The following is a 15,451-nucleotide window of genomic DNA, read 5'->3' on the forward strand; positions in this document are numbered from 1 at the left end:
CTATTCCGTATGTTCCGCGTTTTCAAGACGGTCCAGTGGAAAATGGTCGTCATCTACATGCTGCTGATCCTGATGGCGATGCAGTTCATCGGGGCGTACTTTGCCCGGGAAGTGGAGAGCTACTACATCAACAACTTCTCGGAGACGTTAAACGCGCAGGCGAGCCTTTTGGCGACGCTTTCCCAAGGATACCTGCGGCCAAACGAAAGCAAGGAGCAAACCCAGGAAGAGGTCCGGCAAGGAATCGACAACCTCATCACCCATCTGGTGAAGCTGAACGGAGCCAATGTCCGCGTGATCGATTCGAACGGGACGGTCATCAGCACGACGGAAGACAAGCGGACGATCGGGCAGCGGAACACGCAGCCGGAGGTAACGATCGCGCTGCTGGGGACGCGCAGCGAGTCGACCCGGATCGATCCGCGGACAGGGGATCGGGTCAAGGTGCTCGTGCTGCCGGTAAAGGGGGACAACATCGTCTACGGCGCTGTTTACATGGCTGCTTCCATGGAGGCGACCTATACGACGATCCGCAAGATGAACGGGATTCTCGCCTCCGGGACGATGATTGCGCTGCTTTTCACCGCAGCTCTGGGTGTCGTGCTGGCCAGGACGATTACGACGCCGGTGAAGGAAATGACTCGTCAGGCGCGGGCGGTTGCTGACGGAGATTTTAATAGAAATGTACGTGTTTATAGTGATGATGAAATTGGACAGCTCGGCATGGCCTTCAACCATATGACCTTCAGGCTGCAAGAAGCTATCATGCAGCAGGAGGAAGAGCGGGAGAAGCTGGCGGGTATCCTCAGGAACATGTCTGATGGGGTGGTCGCCTCCAACCGCAACGGTCAAATCATTTTGATGAACCGTTCGGCGGAAGAGATGCTGCAGGTCACCATGGCCGACTGCATGGTCAAGGGATTGACCCTGTACAATTTGTTGAAGCTGCCGCCGGAAGAAGAAATGCCGCTGTCTTCGCAGGTGGAGCCGTTGATCATCGATATGGTGCTGCCAAACCGCGAAGTTCTAATCCTGCGCGTGACCTTTACGCCGCTGCAGCATGACAGCGGCAAGCGAGGCGGCCTGATCACGGTGCTGCAGGACGTGACGGAGCAGCAACGGCTGGACCAGCAGCGCAAGGAGTTCGTCGCCAACGTATCGCACGAGCTGCGGACGCCGTTGACGACGATCAAAAGCTATGTGGAAGCGTTGCTGGACGGCGCTGTGGAGGACCCTGATCTGTCCAACCGGTTTTTAAAGGTGACCATGTCGGAGACAGAACGGATGATCCGCCTCGTAAACGACCTGCTCCAGCTGTCCCGTTTTGACTCGCAGGGCATTCATCTGCATTGCAAAGAAGTGGATGCCGACCAGCTCCTACGTTATGCGGCAGACCGCTTTTCCATGTTCGGGGAACAGCAGGGCGTACAGCTCAGGCTGGAGGTGCCGGAAAATCTGCCTCCGATCTATGTCGACAAGGATGCGATCAACCAGGTGCTGGACAACCTGCTGTCCAATGCGGTCAAGTATACGCCGGAGGGAGGCACGGTCGTGCTCATGGCACAGGTCAACCGGCACCAAAAGCGACTCTACATCTCCATTTCCGATACCGGGATCGGGATTCCCAGCCGGGATTTGAAACGCATCTTTGAACGCTTTTACCGAGTGGACAAGGCCCGTTCGCGCGGACAGGGCGGAACAGGCCTCGGCCTCGCTATTGCCCGGGAATTGGTTCAGGCTCACGGAGCGGAAATCGAGATTTCGAGCGAATTGAATGTGGGTACGACCGTCACCTTTTGGGTGCCGTTTGCTAAAGGAGGGACGGCGGGATGATACGGTGGAAGGAGCCGGCCAAAACCTTGCTGCTCGCCTTGCTGGTTCTGTCCAGCTTTCTGTTGACCGCGCTATTGTGGACGAACCAGCCCCAATTTCAATTGATCGAGCCGGCTCAGTACAAGGAGTCAAAGCCGGTACAGGAAAGACAATTGGAAGACCTGATCGCTCCGGAGTCGGTTATCTTTCACTACGGGGAGAACCGGCACACCAAAGCGACGGCGACGGACGGCCAGTATCGGATCGTCAAGGAAGAGATGAGGAAATGGATCTTCCTTGATTTCGCTCCGTTTTCGCTCCCGATCGAAAAGTGGGAGAAGATTGCCCGGGAGAAGCAAGGAATCGAAATTCGCTTTCGCAACAGCATCCCTCTGTCTGTCGTCGGACGGCTTGTGACATTTCGCGATGAGGTAAGCGAAAAAGGAAAGGGAATCGACCGCCTGATGCTTTATTACGAGGAGGAGGAAGACCTGGTCTACGCCTTGTTTATCCTCTCCGGCGAGGATATGGTTCTCAGAAGCCGTACCTCGATCAGTCCAAAGGATTTGCGGCAGTCCTATCTGCCGACGGGCAACCTGATGCCGGAACAAATCATGAAGGTCGTCAAGCCGAACCCTGTCCTCCCGATTTTGGAGCAGGGAAAATCTGCGGGATCGATCTACTATTTGCCGAAAAACCCGGTGAAAATGCAGGCGTTTCGCTTTACCTACCGGGCGATTGACAACGATCAGCTGCTGGATGCGTACTTTCTCGACCGGACGCTCGTCCGCCAAATCGTAGAGCGGGACAAGACGATCATTTACACCGATGGCAGCCGTTCGATCCAGCTGCGTTCGGATCAGCAGGCGATCACGTTTACGGATCCGGCCATTCTGTCAGCCGCACCGGAGCTGACGGACGAGGAAAAGGTAAAAGCGGCGGTTTCCTTTATTAACAAGCATTTGGGATGGACAGATGATTTTCATTTCGAGACGATCAAAAAAAGCTATAACGAGAAAGACGTCGTTACCTTCCGCCAGTACATCGGAGCGTATCCGCTCTACAGCAAGGAAGGCTACCCGATCGACACGATCCGGGTGACGATGGAAGCGGGCCAGGTAGTGACGATGGACCGTTCCCTGATCGATCTGGACCGCTACGTCCAGAACAAAGGGTGGACGGCGATGTCGGGACCGGAGCTGTTTCAATACATCCGCGACAAGGGATTGGTCAATACAGAGCAGATCAAAAACGCATACCTGTCGTATCAGACGGTTACGCACGAGGATTATGTGGAGCTGATCCCGATCTGGGTGGTCGAAGTGATCAATTATCCAAACCTGTACATTCCTGCCCAATTGAATCAGGGAGGAGGGCCGGACCATGGATTGGAGTAAAACCAAAACGATCTTGATCTGGGCCTTTCTCATGCTGGACGTCTTTCTCGGTTATCAGGTATACGCGACAAGAGTTGGCTACTGGCAAAATCCGGAGGCGTCCCAAAGCGAAAAGTGGGAAATGGACGACTACCTGAGACAGCACAACGTGTCGCTCGACGCGGAGGTGCCCGCGGATACCCCGGACATGACTTATCTCAACGCCGAGTATGTGGGAATCGGCGCGTTGGATCTCCAGGAGATGGCCGGCATTGACGCAACCCTGGAGAAAATGGCCCTGGCGGCCAGACTGGAGCCGCCGATCACCATCAACGGGCAAATCACGCCCAACGAGCTTTTGCGCCAAATAGGGCCGCGCATGATGTATGCCGACCAATACACGGCTGACCTGTACCAATCCAATCAGGGAAGGCTTTTGTATTGGCAGGTGTACGACAAGGTGCCGATATTCATCGCGCCGCTGGAGGTATACTTGGCCGATGGCTCGATTCTCGGGTATCGCCAAACCTATCTGAATGTCCGCAGCCAGGGTACGAGTCGGCCGATCATTTCCGCGTATAAAGCGATCCGCTCGCTTGTGGAAAAACAGGTGATTCATCCAGGCGAGCGAATCGAAAATGTGACGCTCGGCTACTACGGCTCCTATGATGCGGAAATCCAGGGGCTGGCTCCGGTATGGCGGATCATTCACGATGGAAAGCAGCATTTTGTCAACGGATTTACGGGGGCGCAGGAACGCCCTTTGGTGACGAATTATTTCCCGGGGAAATAGGGAAGGCAAAAATCGGACAAGCAAACGCTGAAAATGCAAGTTGAAAAATAAACGCAGAAAAGCAAACGCGGAAAAACAAACGTTGCAAAACAAGCACGGATAAACAAACGTTGAAGAGCACAGCAGTTTCACAGATAAAGACAACATTTTGCAAGGGAGGCAGGTACACGGCCGCAGTATGAAGAGAAGGAAGGGACGCCACTATTCACGCCGCGGCTCCCCCGTGTGCATGCCGGAGAGAAGAGGGATTTGTGGTGAGATTTAGTGTATTGGCGAGCGGGAGTACCGGCAATGCGATCTACGTGGCAACCGATCGCATCTCCGTATTGATCGATGTGGGGATCACCGGCAAGCAAGCGGAAGCGGCTTTGCGCGAGATCGGCGCAGACCCGGCAGAGCTGAGCGCCATTTTGGTGACGCACGAGCACGTCGACCATATCAAAGGAATCGGCGTTATGGCCCGGAGGTATAATTTGCCGATTTTTGCCAATCAAAAGACGTGGTCTGAAATGGACGGGCAGATCGGTACGATTCGAGAGGAACAAAAGCAGTTCTTTGAAGTAGGCGAAAAAAAGGAGCTGGAGGATTTGGGCATCGAGTCCTTTGGCATTTCGCACGACGCCGTCGAGCCGATGGGCTTTTGCTTTTACCACAACAACAAGAAGCTCAGCGTGGCGACTGACCTCGGCTACGTCAGCGACCGGATCAAGGAGACGATTCGCGGCGCGGACGCCTATGTGTTTGAAGCCAATCACGATGTCGAATTGCTTCGCATGTCGCAGTACCCGTGGAGCATCAAGCGGCGCATTTTGAGCGACGTGGGCCATCTGTCGAACGAAGCGTCGGGCGAGGCGATGATCGATTTTTTGGGCGGGCGGGCCGAAAGGGTATACCTCGCGCATTTGAGCAAAGAGAATAATATGATCGATCTGGCCCGTCTGACCGTAAAAGGGATTCTGGAGGAGAGCGGCCTCAAGGTCGGGGATGACGTCCATCTGCGGGAAACGTACCCGGACCGTCCGACCAAGCTGGAATTTTTATAGACGAAGCCGTCTGCGGCTCCCTCCAGGAGTTCCACAACCTTTCCATAATTCTCACGCCATTTTGCCGAAAACGGGTCGTATACTGAGAGTGTCAAATGGTATACGCATCAGCAAAATCTGCAAAGCTAGGTAATAGAGAAAGGAGAGCGTGAACCATGGGTTTTTACGATGACATGGCGCAAGTGGAACGGAAAAAGCGTCAAAATGGAATGGGACGCCTGGTGATGACCTCCGTTACTTCCGCGGTGATTGGGGGGATGGTAGTTCTCTTGATGCTGCCGTCTCTCTCCAAATCAGGATACATCTCTATGGTAGAGCCGGGCACGGCAAACGCGATGAGCAATCCGGCCGCCAATCTGTTCGCGCAGCCTGTGTCGGTCGAGGTTACTTCGGCCACGGTGGAAGCGGTGGAGAAAACGGAAGATGCGGTCGTAGGGATCATCAATACCCGCAGGGTCGTGAACTGGTTTAACGAAGAACAGGTTCAACGCGGCGAGGGTTCTGGCGTCATCTTTGAAAACAAAAACGGCAAAGCGCACATCATTACCAATAATCACGTTATTTCCGGAGGAAGCAAGATCCAGGTAGCACTGCCGAATGGCGACACTGTTGACGCAAAAGTGCTGGGGGCAGACCCGTTCACCGATCTGGCGGTACTGGAGATCGACGGCTCCAAGGTGAAGAAGGTAGCTGAGCTGGGCGACTCCGGCACGCTCAAGGTAGGAGAGCCGGCGATCGCGATCGGCAATCCGCTCGGACTTGAATTTTCCCGTACGGTAACGCAAGGCATCATCAGTTCGCTGAATCGTTCGATGCCGATCGATATCAACGAAGACGGCCAGGACGACTGGGAGCTGGACGTTTTGCAAACGGACGCGGCGATCAACCCGGGGAATAGCGGGGGCGCCCTGATCAATATCAAGGGACAGGTCATCGGCATCAATACGATGAAAATCTCCAAGACAGGCGTGGAAGGACTCGGCTTTGCCATTCCGATCAACGACGTGAAGAAAATCGTCGGTGACCTGATGCAGTACGGCGAGCTGAAACGGGCTTATCTGGGCATTGAGCCGTACAATCTGACCAGCGTACCGCGCTACCACTGGAAAGAGACGCTGAATTTGCCAAACGACGTGAAAGCGGGCGTTGTGGTCAGCAAACAGCCGGGCAAATTCTCGCCAGCGGGTCAGGCCGACCTGAGGCAATACGACGTCATCGTCAAGCTGGATGGCAAGGCTATCGACAACGGCGCTCAATTGCGCAAATACCTGACGCTGAACAAGAAGCCGGGAGAAAAGATGGAAGTCACCTTCTACCGCGATGGGTTTATGAAAACGACGACGGTGATACTGGGGAATCTACCTTCCGAATAATAACGCGATAAACTCGTTTTCCATACAAGCAAAGCAAAAGAAAAACGGAGGCACCCACGTTGGGCCTCCGTTTTTTTGGTTCAGATTTTCGCGACAAGCTGGTTGAGGTTTTCCGCCATTCGAGCCATGTCAACGACGGCATTGGAGGTTTCCTCCGTGCTTGCGGACGTTTCCTGGGTCACTGCCGCGATGTTTTGTGCCGCCTTGAGAACTTCGGAGGTTTGGGCACTTTGCTCTTCGCAGCTCGCGGCCACTTCGGAAATCCGCGTCGACGTCTCTTTTACATAGCGGACGATTTCATCAAAGGATTGGTACGCTTGCGATACGAGGGCACTGCCGTTGTTGACCGTGTCGACCGTTTTTTGCGTGCTGGTCTGCATTTGGCCAATCAAGTCGATAATTTCTTTCGTGGCGATGCTGCTCTGCTTGGCCAGTTTGCCTACTTCGCTGGCTACCACGGCAAAACCGCGCCCGTGCTCGCCGGCCCGCGCCGCCTCGATCGAAGCGTTGAGGGCCAGCAGGTTGGTTTGATTGGCGATATCCTGGATCGAGCTGATGATGCTGTCGATCTTTTGGGAGTTCGCCAGCAGCTCGTCTACTTTGAGCGTGATGTCTTTCATGCCTTCGATGGAGTTTGCCATCATCTGTCCGCCGCTGTATGCGACATCCACCGTTTTGTTGACGAACTCATTGGTTTGCTCGATGTTTACGGCCACCTGCGCAATGGCCTGGTTCATCTGCTCGATCATTTCCGAGACATTGGTGACGGTGCTGGCCTGGAATTGGCTGCCGGAGGCGATCTCTTCGACGCTCGCCGAGATTTCTTCCGAGGAGCTGGCAACACTCTCGGAGGATTGCTGGATCTGCTGCGTTACCTTCTGAATGTCCCGCATAATGACAAGCACCAGGATAATGCCGATGACGAGCGCAATAACGCTGATCGAAATGACGGTAATAAAACCGGTGATATTGAGTGAGACAGCACTCGCAGTGGCCGCGTTGGCCCCTTTTCCGTTCAATTCGACGAGCGATGAAATGACCTTCTTCGCTTCGGTCCATTGAGTTTGCGTACGGTTAATCGCTTCTACGGTTTTAGCTGTGTCGTTGTTTCTGGCAACCTTCAGTACAGCCGGAATTTGTTCGGCATAGGCTTGCCAGTGGCTTGAGAAATTGCCGTATATTTCTTTCTCTTCATCGGATGAAATGAGCTTTTCGTATTCCGCCCGTTTCTGTTCGATATCCTTTAGCGCGTTGTTTGCTTGGACTTCGAGGGCATTGATTTTCTCGAGATCGGTTTCAAGGCCGGTCTGAGAGATAATAGCGGGCAGGTTGGAAATGTCCTCATCCAGATCGCCGAGCACCAAAACGCTGGGCATCCAGTTTTTATTTATCTCCTCTGCCTTATTTCCTATTTTTCCCATAAGAAATAACGATATAGCGGAAGCGAGCAGCAAAAAACATAACAGCATGACAAAACCAACTAAAACCTTTTTCCGTATGGTCATGGTTGTTCTCCTCTCCAGATGGGGTTTCATACTTAGTAAGTACCACTGGATAACGGGATTGAAACCAAAAAGTGAAAGACGCCGATGAGCTGCTCTTATTTTTTTGCGCAGGATTAGGTAAGTGATGAGGGATCGTGTACAATGGGGTCAAATGGGAAAAGGAGAAAGCTCTGTGACGGGACGTCCATATACAGGAAAAATCAACGCTCAGGAACAGGGGTGGTTCAGCGAAATGGAGCTGTTTCAACAAATCTACACCGGTCTGTCGATAGTCAATTTGCTGTTGGCGGTGGTTTTAATCTTCATGGAGAGGCGCAACATCGCTTCTACCTGGGCGTGGCTCATGGTTCTCCTGTTTTTGCCCGGGATTGGCTTCGTCATCTACCTGCTGTTTGGGCAAAGACTGTCGCGCCGAAAGCTCTACAAGCTGAGGGAAGGGGAATTTTCCCGTTACCGGGTGGTGCTGGAGGAGCAGAAAAGGAAGATGGAAACAGGGAGTCTCCCCTTCAACGATCGAGCCATGGTCGACCACCGCGATATGATTCACATGAATCTGGTCAGCGATGCCGCGCTGTTTACGCAGGATAACCACATTGACATATATACCGAGGGGCAGGCCAAATTTGACGCGCTGTTTGCCGATATCGCCGAGGCGAAGGACCACGTCCATCTGCTCTATTACATCATCCGCAAAGACGAGCTGGGCGAGCGATTGATCCAGGCTTTGACAGAGCGGGCGCTGGCGGGGGTAAAGGTGAGGCTGCTGTACGACGCGGTCGGTTCGTCCGAGCTGACGCCGCGTTTTTTCCGGCCGCTTGTCGAGGCAGGGGGAGAGGTGGCCGCGTTTTTCTCGTCGCCGATCCCGTATGTCAACGTGTGGGTCAACTTCCGCAATCACCGCAAGCTGGTGATCATTGACGGTCAGGTCGGCTATATCGGCGGATTCAACATCGGAAACGAGTATTTGGGCATGCACAAGAAGCTCGGGTATTGGCGGGACACGCATCTGAGGATGACCGGCAGCGCCGTCCATCTGCTGCAGGCGCGCTTTTACCTGGACTGGAATCTGTCGGCGCAGGTGCAGCGGCGGATGGAGGACGAACCGCGCTATTTCCCGCCGATCCAGAAGACTGGGAACGTGGGTGTCCAGATCGTTTCCAGCGGCCCCAACTCCGAAAAACAGCAGATCAAGCATGGCTATTTGAAAATGATCTACAAGGCGAAGGAGCGCATTTATTTGCAGTCGCCTTATCTCATCCCGGACGACAGCTTGCTGACTGCACTCAAGATGGCCGCCATGTCCGGCGTCGATGTCCGGGTCATGATCCCCGGCCGGGCCGATCACAAGCTGGTCTACTGGGCGTCCCAGTCGTATCTGGGCGAGCTGTTGAAGAGCGGCGTGCGCTGCTTCCGCTACGAGAAAGGCTTCCTGCACGCCAAAACGATGGTCGTGGACGGGCAGATCGCTTCCGTGGGCACGGCCAATCTGGATATTCGCAGCTTCAAGATCAACTTTGAGACGAATGCATTTTTGTTTGACTCGGCTATGGCGGAGCGGCTGGAGCAAATTTTCATCCAGGATTTGGCTGAGTGTCATGAGGTCACGCGGGAGGAGTATGAGGGCAGGCCGCTGAAGGCGCGGTTGCAGGAGTCGCTGACGAGGCTGCTGTCGCCGATTTTGTAGGCGTGAATGTCTAGGCCGTTCAAGGGATGAAAGCAAAGCGGGTGAGCAGTAGCAGGTAGGCAAAGTACACAGCAGGAATTTGCAGGAAAAAGCGACCGTGTCTTCGGCCGCTTTGTTTGTTTTCAGCATTCTTTTCAATTTCCAAAAAATGATGTGTCGATCCCCGAAAGGATGGCGTCTAATTCATGTGAAGGGAGTGAGGGAGGGAAGTGGAAGAATCGACGCCTTTTGACCCGGCCTACTGGGTTTCGCGAGCCAAACGGAAGCGCGAGGATTTTGCTCCGCTGTACGATTTTTATTTTGAGCGAATTTACCGCTATTTTGCATTCAAGGTGGGGAGGTCGCACGCAGAAGATTTGACACAGCTCACTTTTATGAAAGCCATGAACGGACTGTCCAGCTACCGGGAAGAATCGCTGTTTTCCACCTGGCTGTTCCAGATCGCCAAGCGTGTGCTGCTGGACGAAAACAGGAGGCTTCGACGACGGCCGCAGGAGACGGAGCTGGATACCATACAGGCAGAACGATCGGAGGGGCATGCCGAGCGGACAGCGATTCAGCTCGATCTGTTATCCGCTTTGCAGCAGTTGCCCGAGACAGAGCGGGAGATCATCATGCTGAGATTTTTCGCGGATTGTACCCTCGTCGAGGTCGCAGAAATTTTGCAGATGGGCGAAAGCGCGGTCAAAAACCGGCTCTATCGGGCTCTGGAAAAGCTGAAAGGCAAATTACGCGGATGGGGGGATATGGATGAACGGCGACAGCAGAAAAACAGCTTCGTCTGAGCAGATGGAGCAGCTTTCCAAGCAGATAATGGAACCACGGACGGATTTGCGAAGCGATGCTCTTGAACGAGAATTTTCCGGTTTCATCGAGGTCGTACAGGAGCTGGAACGTGAGAGAGAGGCGCTCTCCTCAGATCCAGGGACTCGAGCGAGAATCAGGCAAACATTGTTTGAAACGGCAGGGACCACGAAAGCCCCCGTCCGCCCGCAAAGCGTCGCGAGAAAATGGATGTTTGCGGCAACCGCTGCCTGCTTCCTCTTTGTCATCTTGCTTGCTGCCGGTTTCTCGTCGCCGACGATGGCCGAAAAGCTGAAAAGCATTCCGCTGGTCCGATCCGTGTTTTCCCTGTTCAAGGATGAAACCTTGCATATCGCCGGGGAAAAGGGACTTGTCGCACCGGCCAGCCAAAGCGTGACTGTGAACGGAATTACGGTGACAGTAAACGAAGTGTTCTATGACGGCTCGCGCATCGATATCGGTTATGCCATCGAGATGCCCAAAACCGCAAACGAAACAGAAGCGCTCAAAATGGCCCGCAATATCAAGATATGGCAATTTACCGTGGACGATCCCGACAAGCCTGTTCATTACAAAGGCAGCCAAGATGTGGAGCGGGCGGACGGAAACCTGTTTGCAGGGATGAAGCATATCGAATTGGCGGAGCCGTTGCCTGAAAAGTTTACCTTGCATGCGAGGGTGGCGTTTGGCGACGACTTGGAGGATCCAAAGACATCGGGGCAGCTGGACATTCCGGTGGCAAAACAGATGAAGTCGGAAGACAGCGCAGAGCTGTCCCCGGAAATTTCCCAGACCATGCAAAGCGGCTATGTATTTGAAGTGGAATCCGTAACGCTTACTCCGGCGTCGACGACCGTTTTGCTCAAAGAGATTCCGCCGGACGATAAACCGTATGAGCCTGCGTATAGGTTAATAAACGACAAGGGAGAGGCCATCGAAGAGGCGGAAGAAACCCTCACTTATGACGAGAAGGGAATCTGGAGAAGGTTTGTCATTCCTTTCAGGGAAAGACCGGAGTCCGTCAAGCTCATCCCGAGCATGAACGGCGTCGAGGAAACGGATAAGGCCGTAATCATTCCGCTCAAAGCGGACAGTCAAAACAAATAAATGAAAAGAGGAGAGATCATGATGGGAAACAAACGGACATCGCAAACAATCGGCGGTCTATTTTTGGCGGGCGTGGTCACAGTCACTGGCATAACGGCAGCCCTCCCGGCACAGACTTCAACCGCGCAAGCAGCGACTGTGAAACCCGCAACCGGACAGACAAAAGCCGCACAGGCCAGTCCAAGTGTGACGGTAAACGGAATGACGGTGACGGTGAACGAGGTTTTCTATGACGGCTCGCGCATCGATATCGGTTACACGATCCAGATACCTAAGACTGTAAACGAAGCAGAAGCTCTTAAAATTGCCCGCAATATTAAGATATGGCAATTTAACGTGGACAATTCCGACAAGCCAATTCAATACAAAGGCAGTCAAGAAGTGGAGCGGGTGAACGGAAACCTGTTTAAAGGGATCAGGAATATCGAATTGACGGAGCCGTTGCCAGACAAGTTTACCTTGCATGCGAAGGTGGCGTTTGGCAATGATGTGACAGATCCAAAGACATCGGCGCAGCTGGACATTCCGGTGGCAAAACAGCAGAAGCCGGGAGATGGCGCAGGGCTGTCTCCAAAAGTATCCCCGTCCACGCAAAGCGGTGCAGGGGGATCCGCAACGCCTGCCCCTGACAAAGCAGAGGAACCATTGCCCAAGCATGTTCAGCAAAACTATCAAAAATTATTGGAGGCCGAACCGCTGCTGAAAGGCCTGAAAATGACGGGGTATTCCAAAAGCCCGATGACAAACAACGGGCAAATTCGCGGAATATGGGGGATCGCGCTCCATGAAACCGGAAATTTTGACGACAAGGGGAAAATGTTTGCCGCGATGGAGTTTGACAGTACGACAGGAGAGCTATTGGATTATGGCTCCTTTGGTTCTCCCACCTTCAGGGAAGAGCCAAAAAAAAGTACGCAAACGGAGGCTTTTTACAGACAAAAAGCAGCCGAATTTATCCAAAAACTGCTTGGTAGTGAACATGTGAAGCAGTATCAGAAGATCGGAACAGTGGAAATAAGCATGAGAACCTACAATAAGACCGCGAAAAGACAAACGGGGACTGCCGAATTTGATTACAATGGCGAACGTTTTCAGATCGTTGTGGACGTCAACGGCTACCTGCACACGTACAATCGCATACCGCTGTCCCATTTGCTGAAACAGCGGTAAAGGACAAAAAGAATGACAACGTAAAAAAACATCCCGACCCACTATTTTGCAGTGGAACGGGATGTTTTTTAGTGATGTTCCACCAGGCTGTCTACGGGTACGCTTTGTTCGCGTTCTGGCTCGTCCAGTGGATAGACTCTGGCCATGTCGGACTCGTCGTCCACGTGCTGGATATAGACAGGCACCCTGTCCAAGGTGACATTCGCCATGACGGGGGAAGCTGCGATTTCCTTGGCGCGTTGCTTGTTCATTTTACAGACCTCCTCGTGTTGTTGTCCCGACTAGTATTTGCTGGAGGGGTGGGAAAGCATTCCGAGACGTGTTTTTATGGGTATGAGATTACTGTTGGTCCAGGGAGAGTAATGGTTAATTGCAGCTGTTTGCCAATTACTTAAGAGAGCGTAATGAGCTGTCGGTCAAGGGGAATATCTTTGTAATCAAGGCCCCATCCCGCATATCGTTCGGCCACTGCCATGATGTTCTCGGGTAGCATATGCCGGGAAGCGCTTTTTTTCCAATGGGGAAAGACATGTAGGGCCTTAGCTCCCGCACCATTTGAAAACCGGGCATTCTGGGGTAGAATAAGGACGACAAACAGGTACGGAGGGGACGATTTACATAATGGACAAGAAAGAAAAAACGATTCGCATCGAGGGCAAGGACGTAGTACTGCACCCGGAGCATCCGGTGCGCTTTGCCTGTATGGAGCATGCGGATACGCAGATAGACGAGTATGTGGATGAGTTCGAGGCTGCGCCGGATACGTACCGCGCCGCTTCTATCGAGGACGATACGCTGGACAAGCGCTGCCGCGAGTGCGGAGCTCCGGCTGAGATTGCGTTGTTGCGCGAGAAGGGAATGTAAGGGCGTGCAGATTACGATCGTAACGGTGGGCAAGCTGAAAGAGAAATACTTGCGGGAAGGGATCGCGGAGTACACCAAGCGCCTGTCGGCGTATTGCAAGCTGCAGATCGTGGAGGTCAGCGACGAGAAAGCGCCAGAAGAGCTGAGCGCAAGCGAAATGGAGCAGGTGAAGCGCAAGGAGGGCGAGCGCATTCTGGCGCAGATCAAGCCGGATCAGTACGTGATCGCGCTCGCTATCGACGGGCAGATGTGGTCGTCGGAGAAGCTGTCCAGCGAGCTGGACAAGCTGGCTTTGCACGGGCGCAGCCAGGTGGCGTTTGTCATTGGCGGGTCGCTGGGGTTGTCGGCTGAGGTACTGAAGCGGGCGGATGTGCAGTTGTCGTTTTCCAAGATGACGTTTCCGCATCAGTTGGTGAGGTTGGTGTTGGTGGAGCAGGTTTATCGGGCGTTTCGGATTGGGCGGGGGGAACCGTATCACAAGTGATGGTAAACAAGTGTAGGCAGGAAATCGTATTTGATCAATCATACATAAGCAAGCTTAACGATGGAGGGGAATGAATTGAGTGAAAATCAATTTCTCAGATGGGGGATACCAGGATGGATATTTATCTTAGTTGTGGTAAGCTATTGGTTACTAACCCCAAGTTTTGTTCTACAGGAGATCGTAAAAAAAGATTATAATCTTGTAGCTCCTGTTACGTTCATACTTGGAGCAGGAATTCCTATTGGGTTTATTATTTACCAATTCTACTTCCAATTAGATTGGTTGTTTCATAGACGCTTAAAGGTAGCAGAAAAGCTTCTAAAGGATGTAAAGGATGTTCCAGTGGTAGAAGTATATAACTATTCTGTTTACAAGTCTCAAGAGGATATTCAAATAGTGGAATATTTATGGAACAAAAAGATATTCAATTTAGGAACAGATGCAGATTTCTTAAAGGAAAGACACAGGCATATGATATCGGTGTTACACTCTCTTGGCGCATGGGTCTGTCAAGATTTTTGTGTAAACTCAATCAACCGATATTTGAATAGGTTTCATCCCCCTAATTGGAACATCTTTTTCGTAGCCAACAGAGTCAAGGGCGTAAGGCGAAGCGAACCCTTGACGCGTTGGTGGAGAGAAAGATAATCCCTTCGGGGATGAGGCCTTTCATTTTTTAACGGATGTATGGCTGTACTCGTTCTTCGAAGAAAACAGATAGCTGCAAGAGAATCTGTCCCCAGTTATGAACTCGTCCTGTCCACTTCCGCAGTACATCCATGGTTACTAGATACAACATTTTAAGAAGAGCTTCATCTGTCGGGAAAATGGCTTTTCCCTTCGTTACTTTTCGAAGTTGTCGATGATAGCTCTCAATAACGTTAGTTGTATAGATGATCTTTCGAACTTCTGGAGGGTATTTGAAGAAAGTGGCAATCTCATGCCAATTGTTTCTCCATGAACGAACCATCAAGGGATATTTACTACCCCAGGTTTGTTCAAACTGGTCTAGTTCTTCTAGGGCAGCTTGCTCCGTTGGAGCTTTATAAATAGGTTTTAGATCAGCCGTAATCTTCTTTAAATCCTTGTAGGAAACATACTTAATTGAATTGCGGATTTGATGAATAACACACTTCTGGATCTCGGTGAGAATGAATCGGCAAAATTCTGGCTTCATGTTCTCAATGAACTGAAGAATCGTGGAGTACAAGACATTCTTATTACGAGTGTCGATAACCTTCGTGGCTTTTCGGAGGCTATTTCAGCATGCTATCCGAAGTCGGAGCAGTGCTATTCAGTACTGGTGCTATTTTTGCAGAAGAGATACTTCAAAAAATTGATGTTACTTTACCATCATTAAAGTTCTTCGTTGACGGCGCTGATAAGACCCCAATGAATAACTTATATGAGGTGGACGGCAAGAAAGTTCCTTCAAC

The 15,451-nt window shown here is 52.2% G+C and carries 14 protein-coding genes and 2 pseudogenes; 13 read left to right on the top strand and 3 right to left on the bottom strand.

Annotation, left to right across the window (positions count from 1 at the left end; all coding sequences use genetic code 11):
- The first annotated feature begins 9 nt into the window (after window positions 1-9).
- The 5 genes from walK to Q3F21_RS19170 all read left to right on the top strand — a co-directional run bounded on the left by walK (window position 10) and on the right by Q3F21_RS19170 (window position 6,397).
- The gene (walK, locus tag Q3F21_RS19150) at window positions 10-1,833 is read left to right on the top strand and encodes a cell wall metabolism sensor histidine kinase WalK (RefSeq protein WP_340256680.1); all 1,824 of its coding nucleotides are present in this window, start codon (window positions 10-12) and stop codon (window positions 1,831-1,833) included.
- Window positions 1,830-3,209, top strand: coding sequence for a YycH family regulatory protein (locus Q3F21_RS19155; protein ID WP_340256645.1), 1,380 nt, complete (start codon window positions 1,830-1,832; stop codon window positions 3,207-3,209). Before walK ends, Q3F21_RS19155 begins: the two co-directional genes overlap by 4 nt.
- Window positions 3,196-3,981, top strand: coding sequence for a two-component system regulatory protein YycI (locus Q3F21_RS19160; protein ID WP_340256648.1), 786 nt, complete (start codon window positions 3,196-3,198; stop codon window positions 3,979-3,981). The genes Q3F21_RS19155 and Q3F21_RS19160 overlap by 14 nt, the downstream gene beginning before the upstream one ends.
- Before the next feature lie 254 nt (window positions 3,982-4,235).
- Window positions 4,236-5,024, top strand: coding sequence for an MBL fold metallo-hydrolase (locus tag Q3F21_RS19165; RefSeq protein ID WP_340256652.1), 789 nt, complete (start codon window positions 4,236-4,238; stop codon window positions 5,022-5,024).
- Between the two features lie 155 nt (window positions 5,025-5,179).
- Entirely contained in the window at window positions 5,180-6,397 is a 1,218-nt protein-coding gene (locus Q3F21_RS19170; RefSeq protein ID WP_340256655.1) for a S1C family serine protease, read from the top strand.
- 80 nt (window positions 6,398-6,477) lie between these two features.
- On the opposite strand, the gene Q3F21_RS19175 is transcribed toward Q3F21_RS19170, so the two are convergent.
- Window positions 6,478-7,932: a HAMP domain-containing methyl-accepting chemotaxis protein gene (locus Q3F21_RS19175; protein ID WP_340256659.1), complete on the bottom strand. Its 1,455-nt coding sequence runs from the start codon at window positions 7,930-7,932 to the stop codon at window positions 6,478-6,480.
- A 202-nt stretch (window positions 7,933-8,134) separates the two neighbouring features.
- Here Q3F21_RS19175 and cls point away from each other — a divergent pair, with 202 nt between their 5' ends.
- From cls to Q3F21_RS19195, 4 genes are all read left to right on the top strand, one after another.
- Complete coding sequence (cls, locus tag Q3F21_RS19180; protein WP_340256682.1) at window positions 8,135-9,586, top strand: cardiolipin synthase; 1,452 nt, start codon at window positions 8,135-8,137, stop codon at window positions 9,584-9,586.
- 209 nt (window positions 9,587-9,795) lie between these two features.
- Window positions 9,796-10,371 (top strand): RNA polymerase sigma factor, encoded by a 576-nt coding sequence (locus Q3F21_RS19185; protein ID WP_340256661.1) that lies wholly within the window; start codon window positions 9,796-9,798, stop codon window positions 10,369-10,371.
- Window positions 10,337-11,497 carry a DUF4179 domain-containing protein gene (locus Q3F21_RS19190; protein WP_340256663.1) on the top strand — a complete coding sequence of 387 codons (1,161 nt, stop codon included), beginning with the start codon at window positions 10,337-10,339 and terminating at the stop codon, window positions 11,495-11,497. The genes Q3F21_RS19185 and Q3F21_RS19190 overlap by 35 nt, the downstream gene beginning before the upstream one ends.
- Before the next feature lie 18 nt (window positions 11,498-11,515).
- On the top strand, window positions 11,516-12,667 hold the full coding sequence (locus tag Q3F21_RS19195) for a DUF4179 domain-containing protein (protein ID WP_340256666.1): 1,152 nt from the start codon (window positions 11,516-11,518) through the stop codon (window positions 12,665-12,667).
- A 68-nt stretch (window positions 12,668-12,735) separates the two neighbouring features.
- Here Q3F21_RS19195 and Q3F21_RS19200 read toward each other — a convergent pair whose 3' ends face one another.
- Window positions 12,736-12,918: an H-type small acid-soluble spore protein gene (locus Q3F21_RS19200; RefSeq protein WP_340256668.1), complete on the bottom strand. Its 183-nt coding sequence runs from the start codon at window positions 12,916-12,918 to the stop codon at window positions 12,736-12,738.
- Window positions 12,919-13,288: 370 nt separating this feature from the next.
- Between Q3F21_RS19200 and Q3F21_RS19205 the strand changes: the two genes are divergently transcribed.
- The 3 genes from Q3F21_RS19205 (at window position 13,289) to Q3F21_RS19215 (ending at window position 14,663) form a co-directional block, all read left to right on the top strand.
- The gene (locus tag Q3F21_RS19205) at window positions 13,289-13,531 is read left to right on the top strand and encodes a CxxH/CxxC protein (protein WP_340256671.1); all 243 of its coding nucleotides are present in this window, start codon (window positions 13,289-13,291) and stop codon (window positions 13,529-13,531) included.
- A gap of 4 nt (window positions 13,532-13,535) precedes the next feature.
- Window positions 13,536-14,015, top strand: a complete 480-nt coding sequence (gene rlmH / locus Q3F21_RS19210; RefSeq protein WP_340256673.1) for a 23S rRNA (pseudouridine(1915)-N(3))-methyltransferase RlmH — start codon at window positions 13,536-13,538, stop codon at window positions 14,013-14,015.
- Between the two features lie 75 nt (window positions 14,016-14,090).
- Window positions 14,091-14,663, top strand: a complete 573-nt coding sequence (locus Q3F21_RS19215; RefSeq protein WP_340256675.1) for a hypothetical protein — start codon at window positions 14,091-14,093, stop codon at window positions 14,661-14,663.
- A 28-nt stretch (window positions 14,664-14,691) separates the two neighbouring features.
- Here Q3F21_RS19215 and Q3F21_RS19220 read toward each other — a convergent pair.
- Window positions 14,692-15,162 (bottom strand): annotated as a pseudogene (locus Q3F21_RS19220) (IS256 family transposase); the annotation flags it as partial.
- On the opposite strand from Q3F21_RS19220, the pseudogene Q3F21_RS19225 reads away from it, so the two are divergent.
- Window positions 15,157-15,300: pseudogene (locus Q3F21_RS19225) on the top strand (transposase); the annotation flags it as partial. The pseudogenes Q3F21_RS19220 and Q3F21_RS19225 sit on opposite strands and share 6 nt — an antisense overlap.
- Window positions 15,301-15,451: the final 151 nt, after the last annotated feature.

This window comes from Brevibacillus borstelensis, from assembly GCF_037834415.1.
GTDB lineage: Bacteria > Bacillota > Bacilli > Brevibacillales > Brevibacillaceae > Brevibacillus > Brevibacillus borstelensis_A.

What these genes read in the sequence shown, in the direction of transcription:
- walK (WP_340256680.1), top strand. Translation starts at nt 10, where the DNA reads ATGTTCCGCGTTTTCAAGACGGTCCAGTGGAAAATGGTCGTCATCTAC.
- Q3F21_RS19155 (WP_340256645.1), top strand. Translation starts at nt 1,830, where the DNA reads ATGATACGGTGGAAGGAGCCGGCCAAAACCTTGCTGCTCGCCTTGCTG.
- Q3F21_RS19160 (WP_340256648.1), top strand. Translation starts at nt 3,196, where the DNA reads ATGGATTGGAGTAAAACCAAAACGATCTTGATCTGGGCCTTTCTCATG.
- Q3F21_RS19170 (WP_340256655.1), top strand. Translation starts at nt 5,180, where the DNA reads ATGGGTTTTTACGATGACATGGCGCAAGTGGAACGGAAAAAGCGTCAA.
- Q3F21_RS19175 (WP_340256659.1), bottom strand. Translation starts at nt 7,932, where the DNA reads ATGAAACCCCATCTGGAGAGGAGAACAACCATGACCATACGGAAAAAG.
- cls (WP_340256682.1), top strand. Translation starts at nt 8,135, where the DNA reads ATGGAGCTGTTTCAACAAATCTACACCGGTCTGTCGATAGTCAATTTG.
- Q3F21_RS19190 (WP_340256663.1), top strand. Translation starts at nt 10,337, where the DNA reads ATGAACGGCGACAGCAGAAAAACAGCTTCGTCTGAGCAGATGGAGCAG.
- Q3F21_RS19195 (WP_340256666.1), top strand. Translation starts at nt 11,516, where the DNA reads ATGATGGGAAACAAACGGACATCGCAAACAATCGGCGGTCTATTTTTG.
- Q3F21_RS19200 (WP_340256668.1), bottom strand. Translation starts at nt 12,918, where the DNA reads ATGAACAAGCAACGCGCCAAGGAAATCGCAGCTTCCCCCGTCATGGCG.
- Q3F21_RS19205 (WP_340256671.1), top strand. Translation starts at nt 13,289, where the DNA reads ATGGACAAGAAAGAAAAAACGATTCGCATCGAGGGCAAGGACGTAGTA.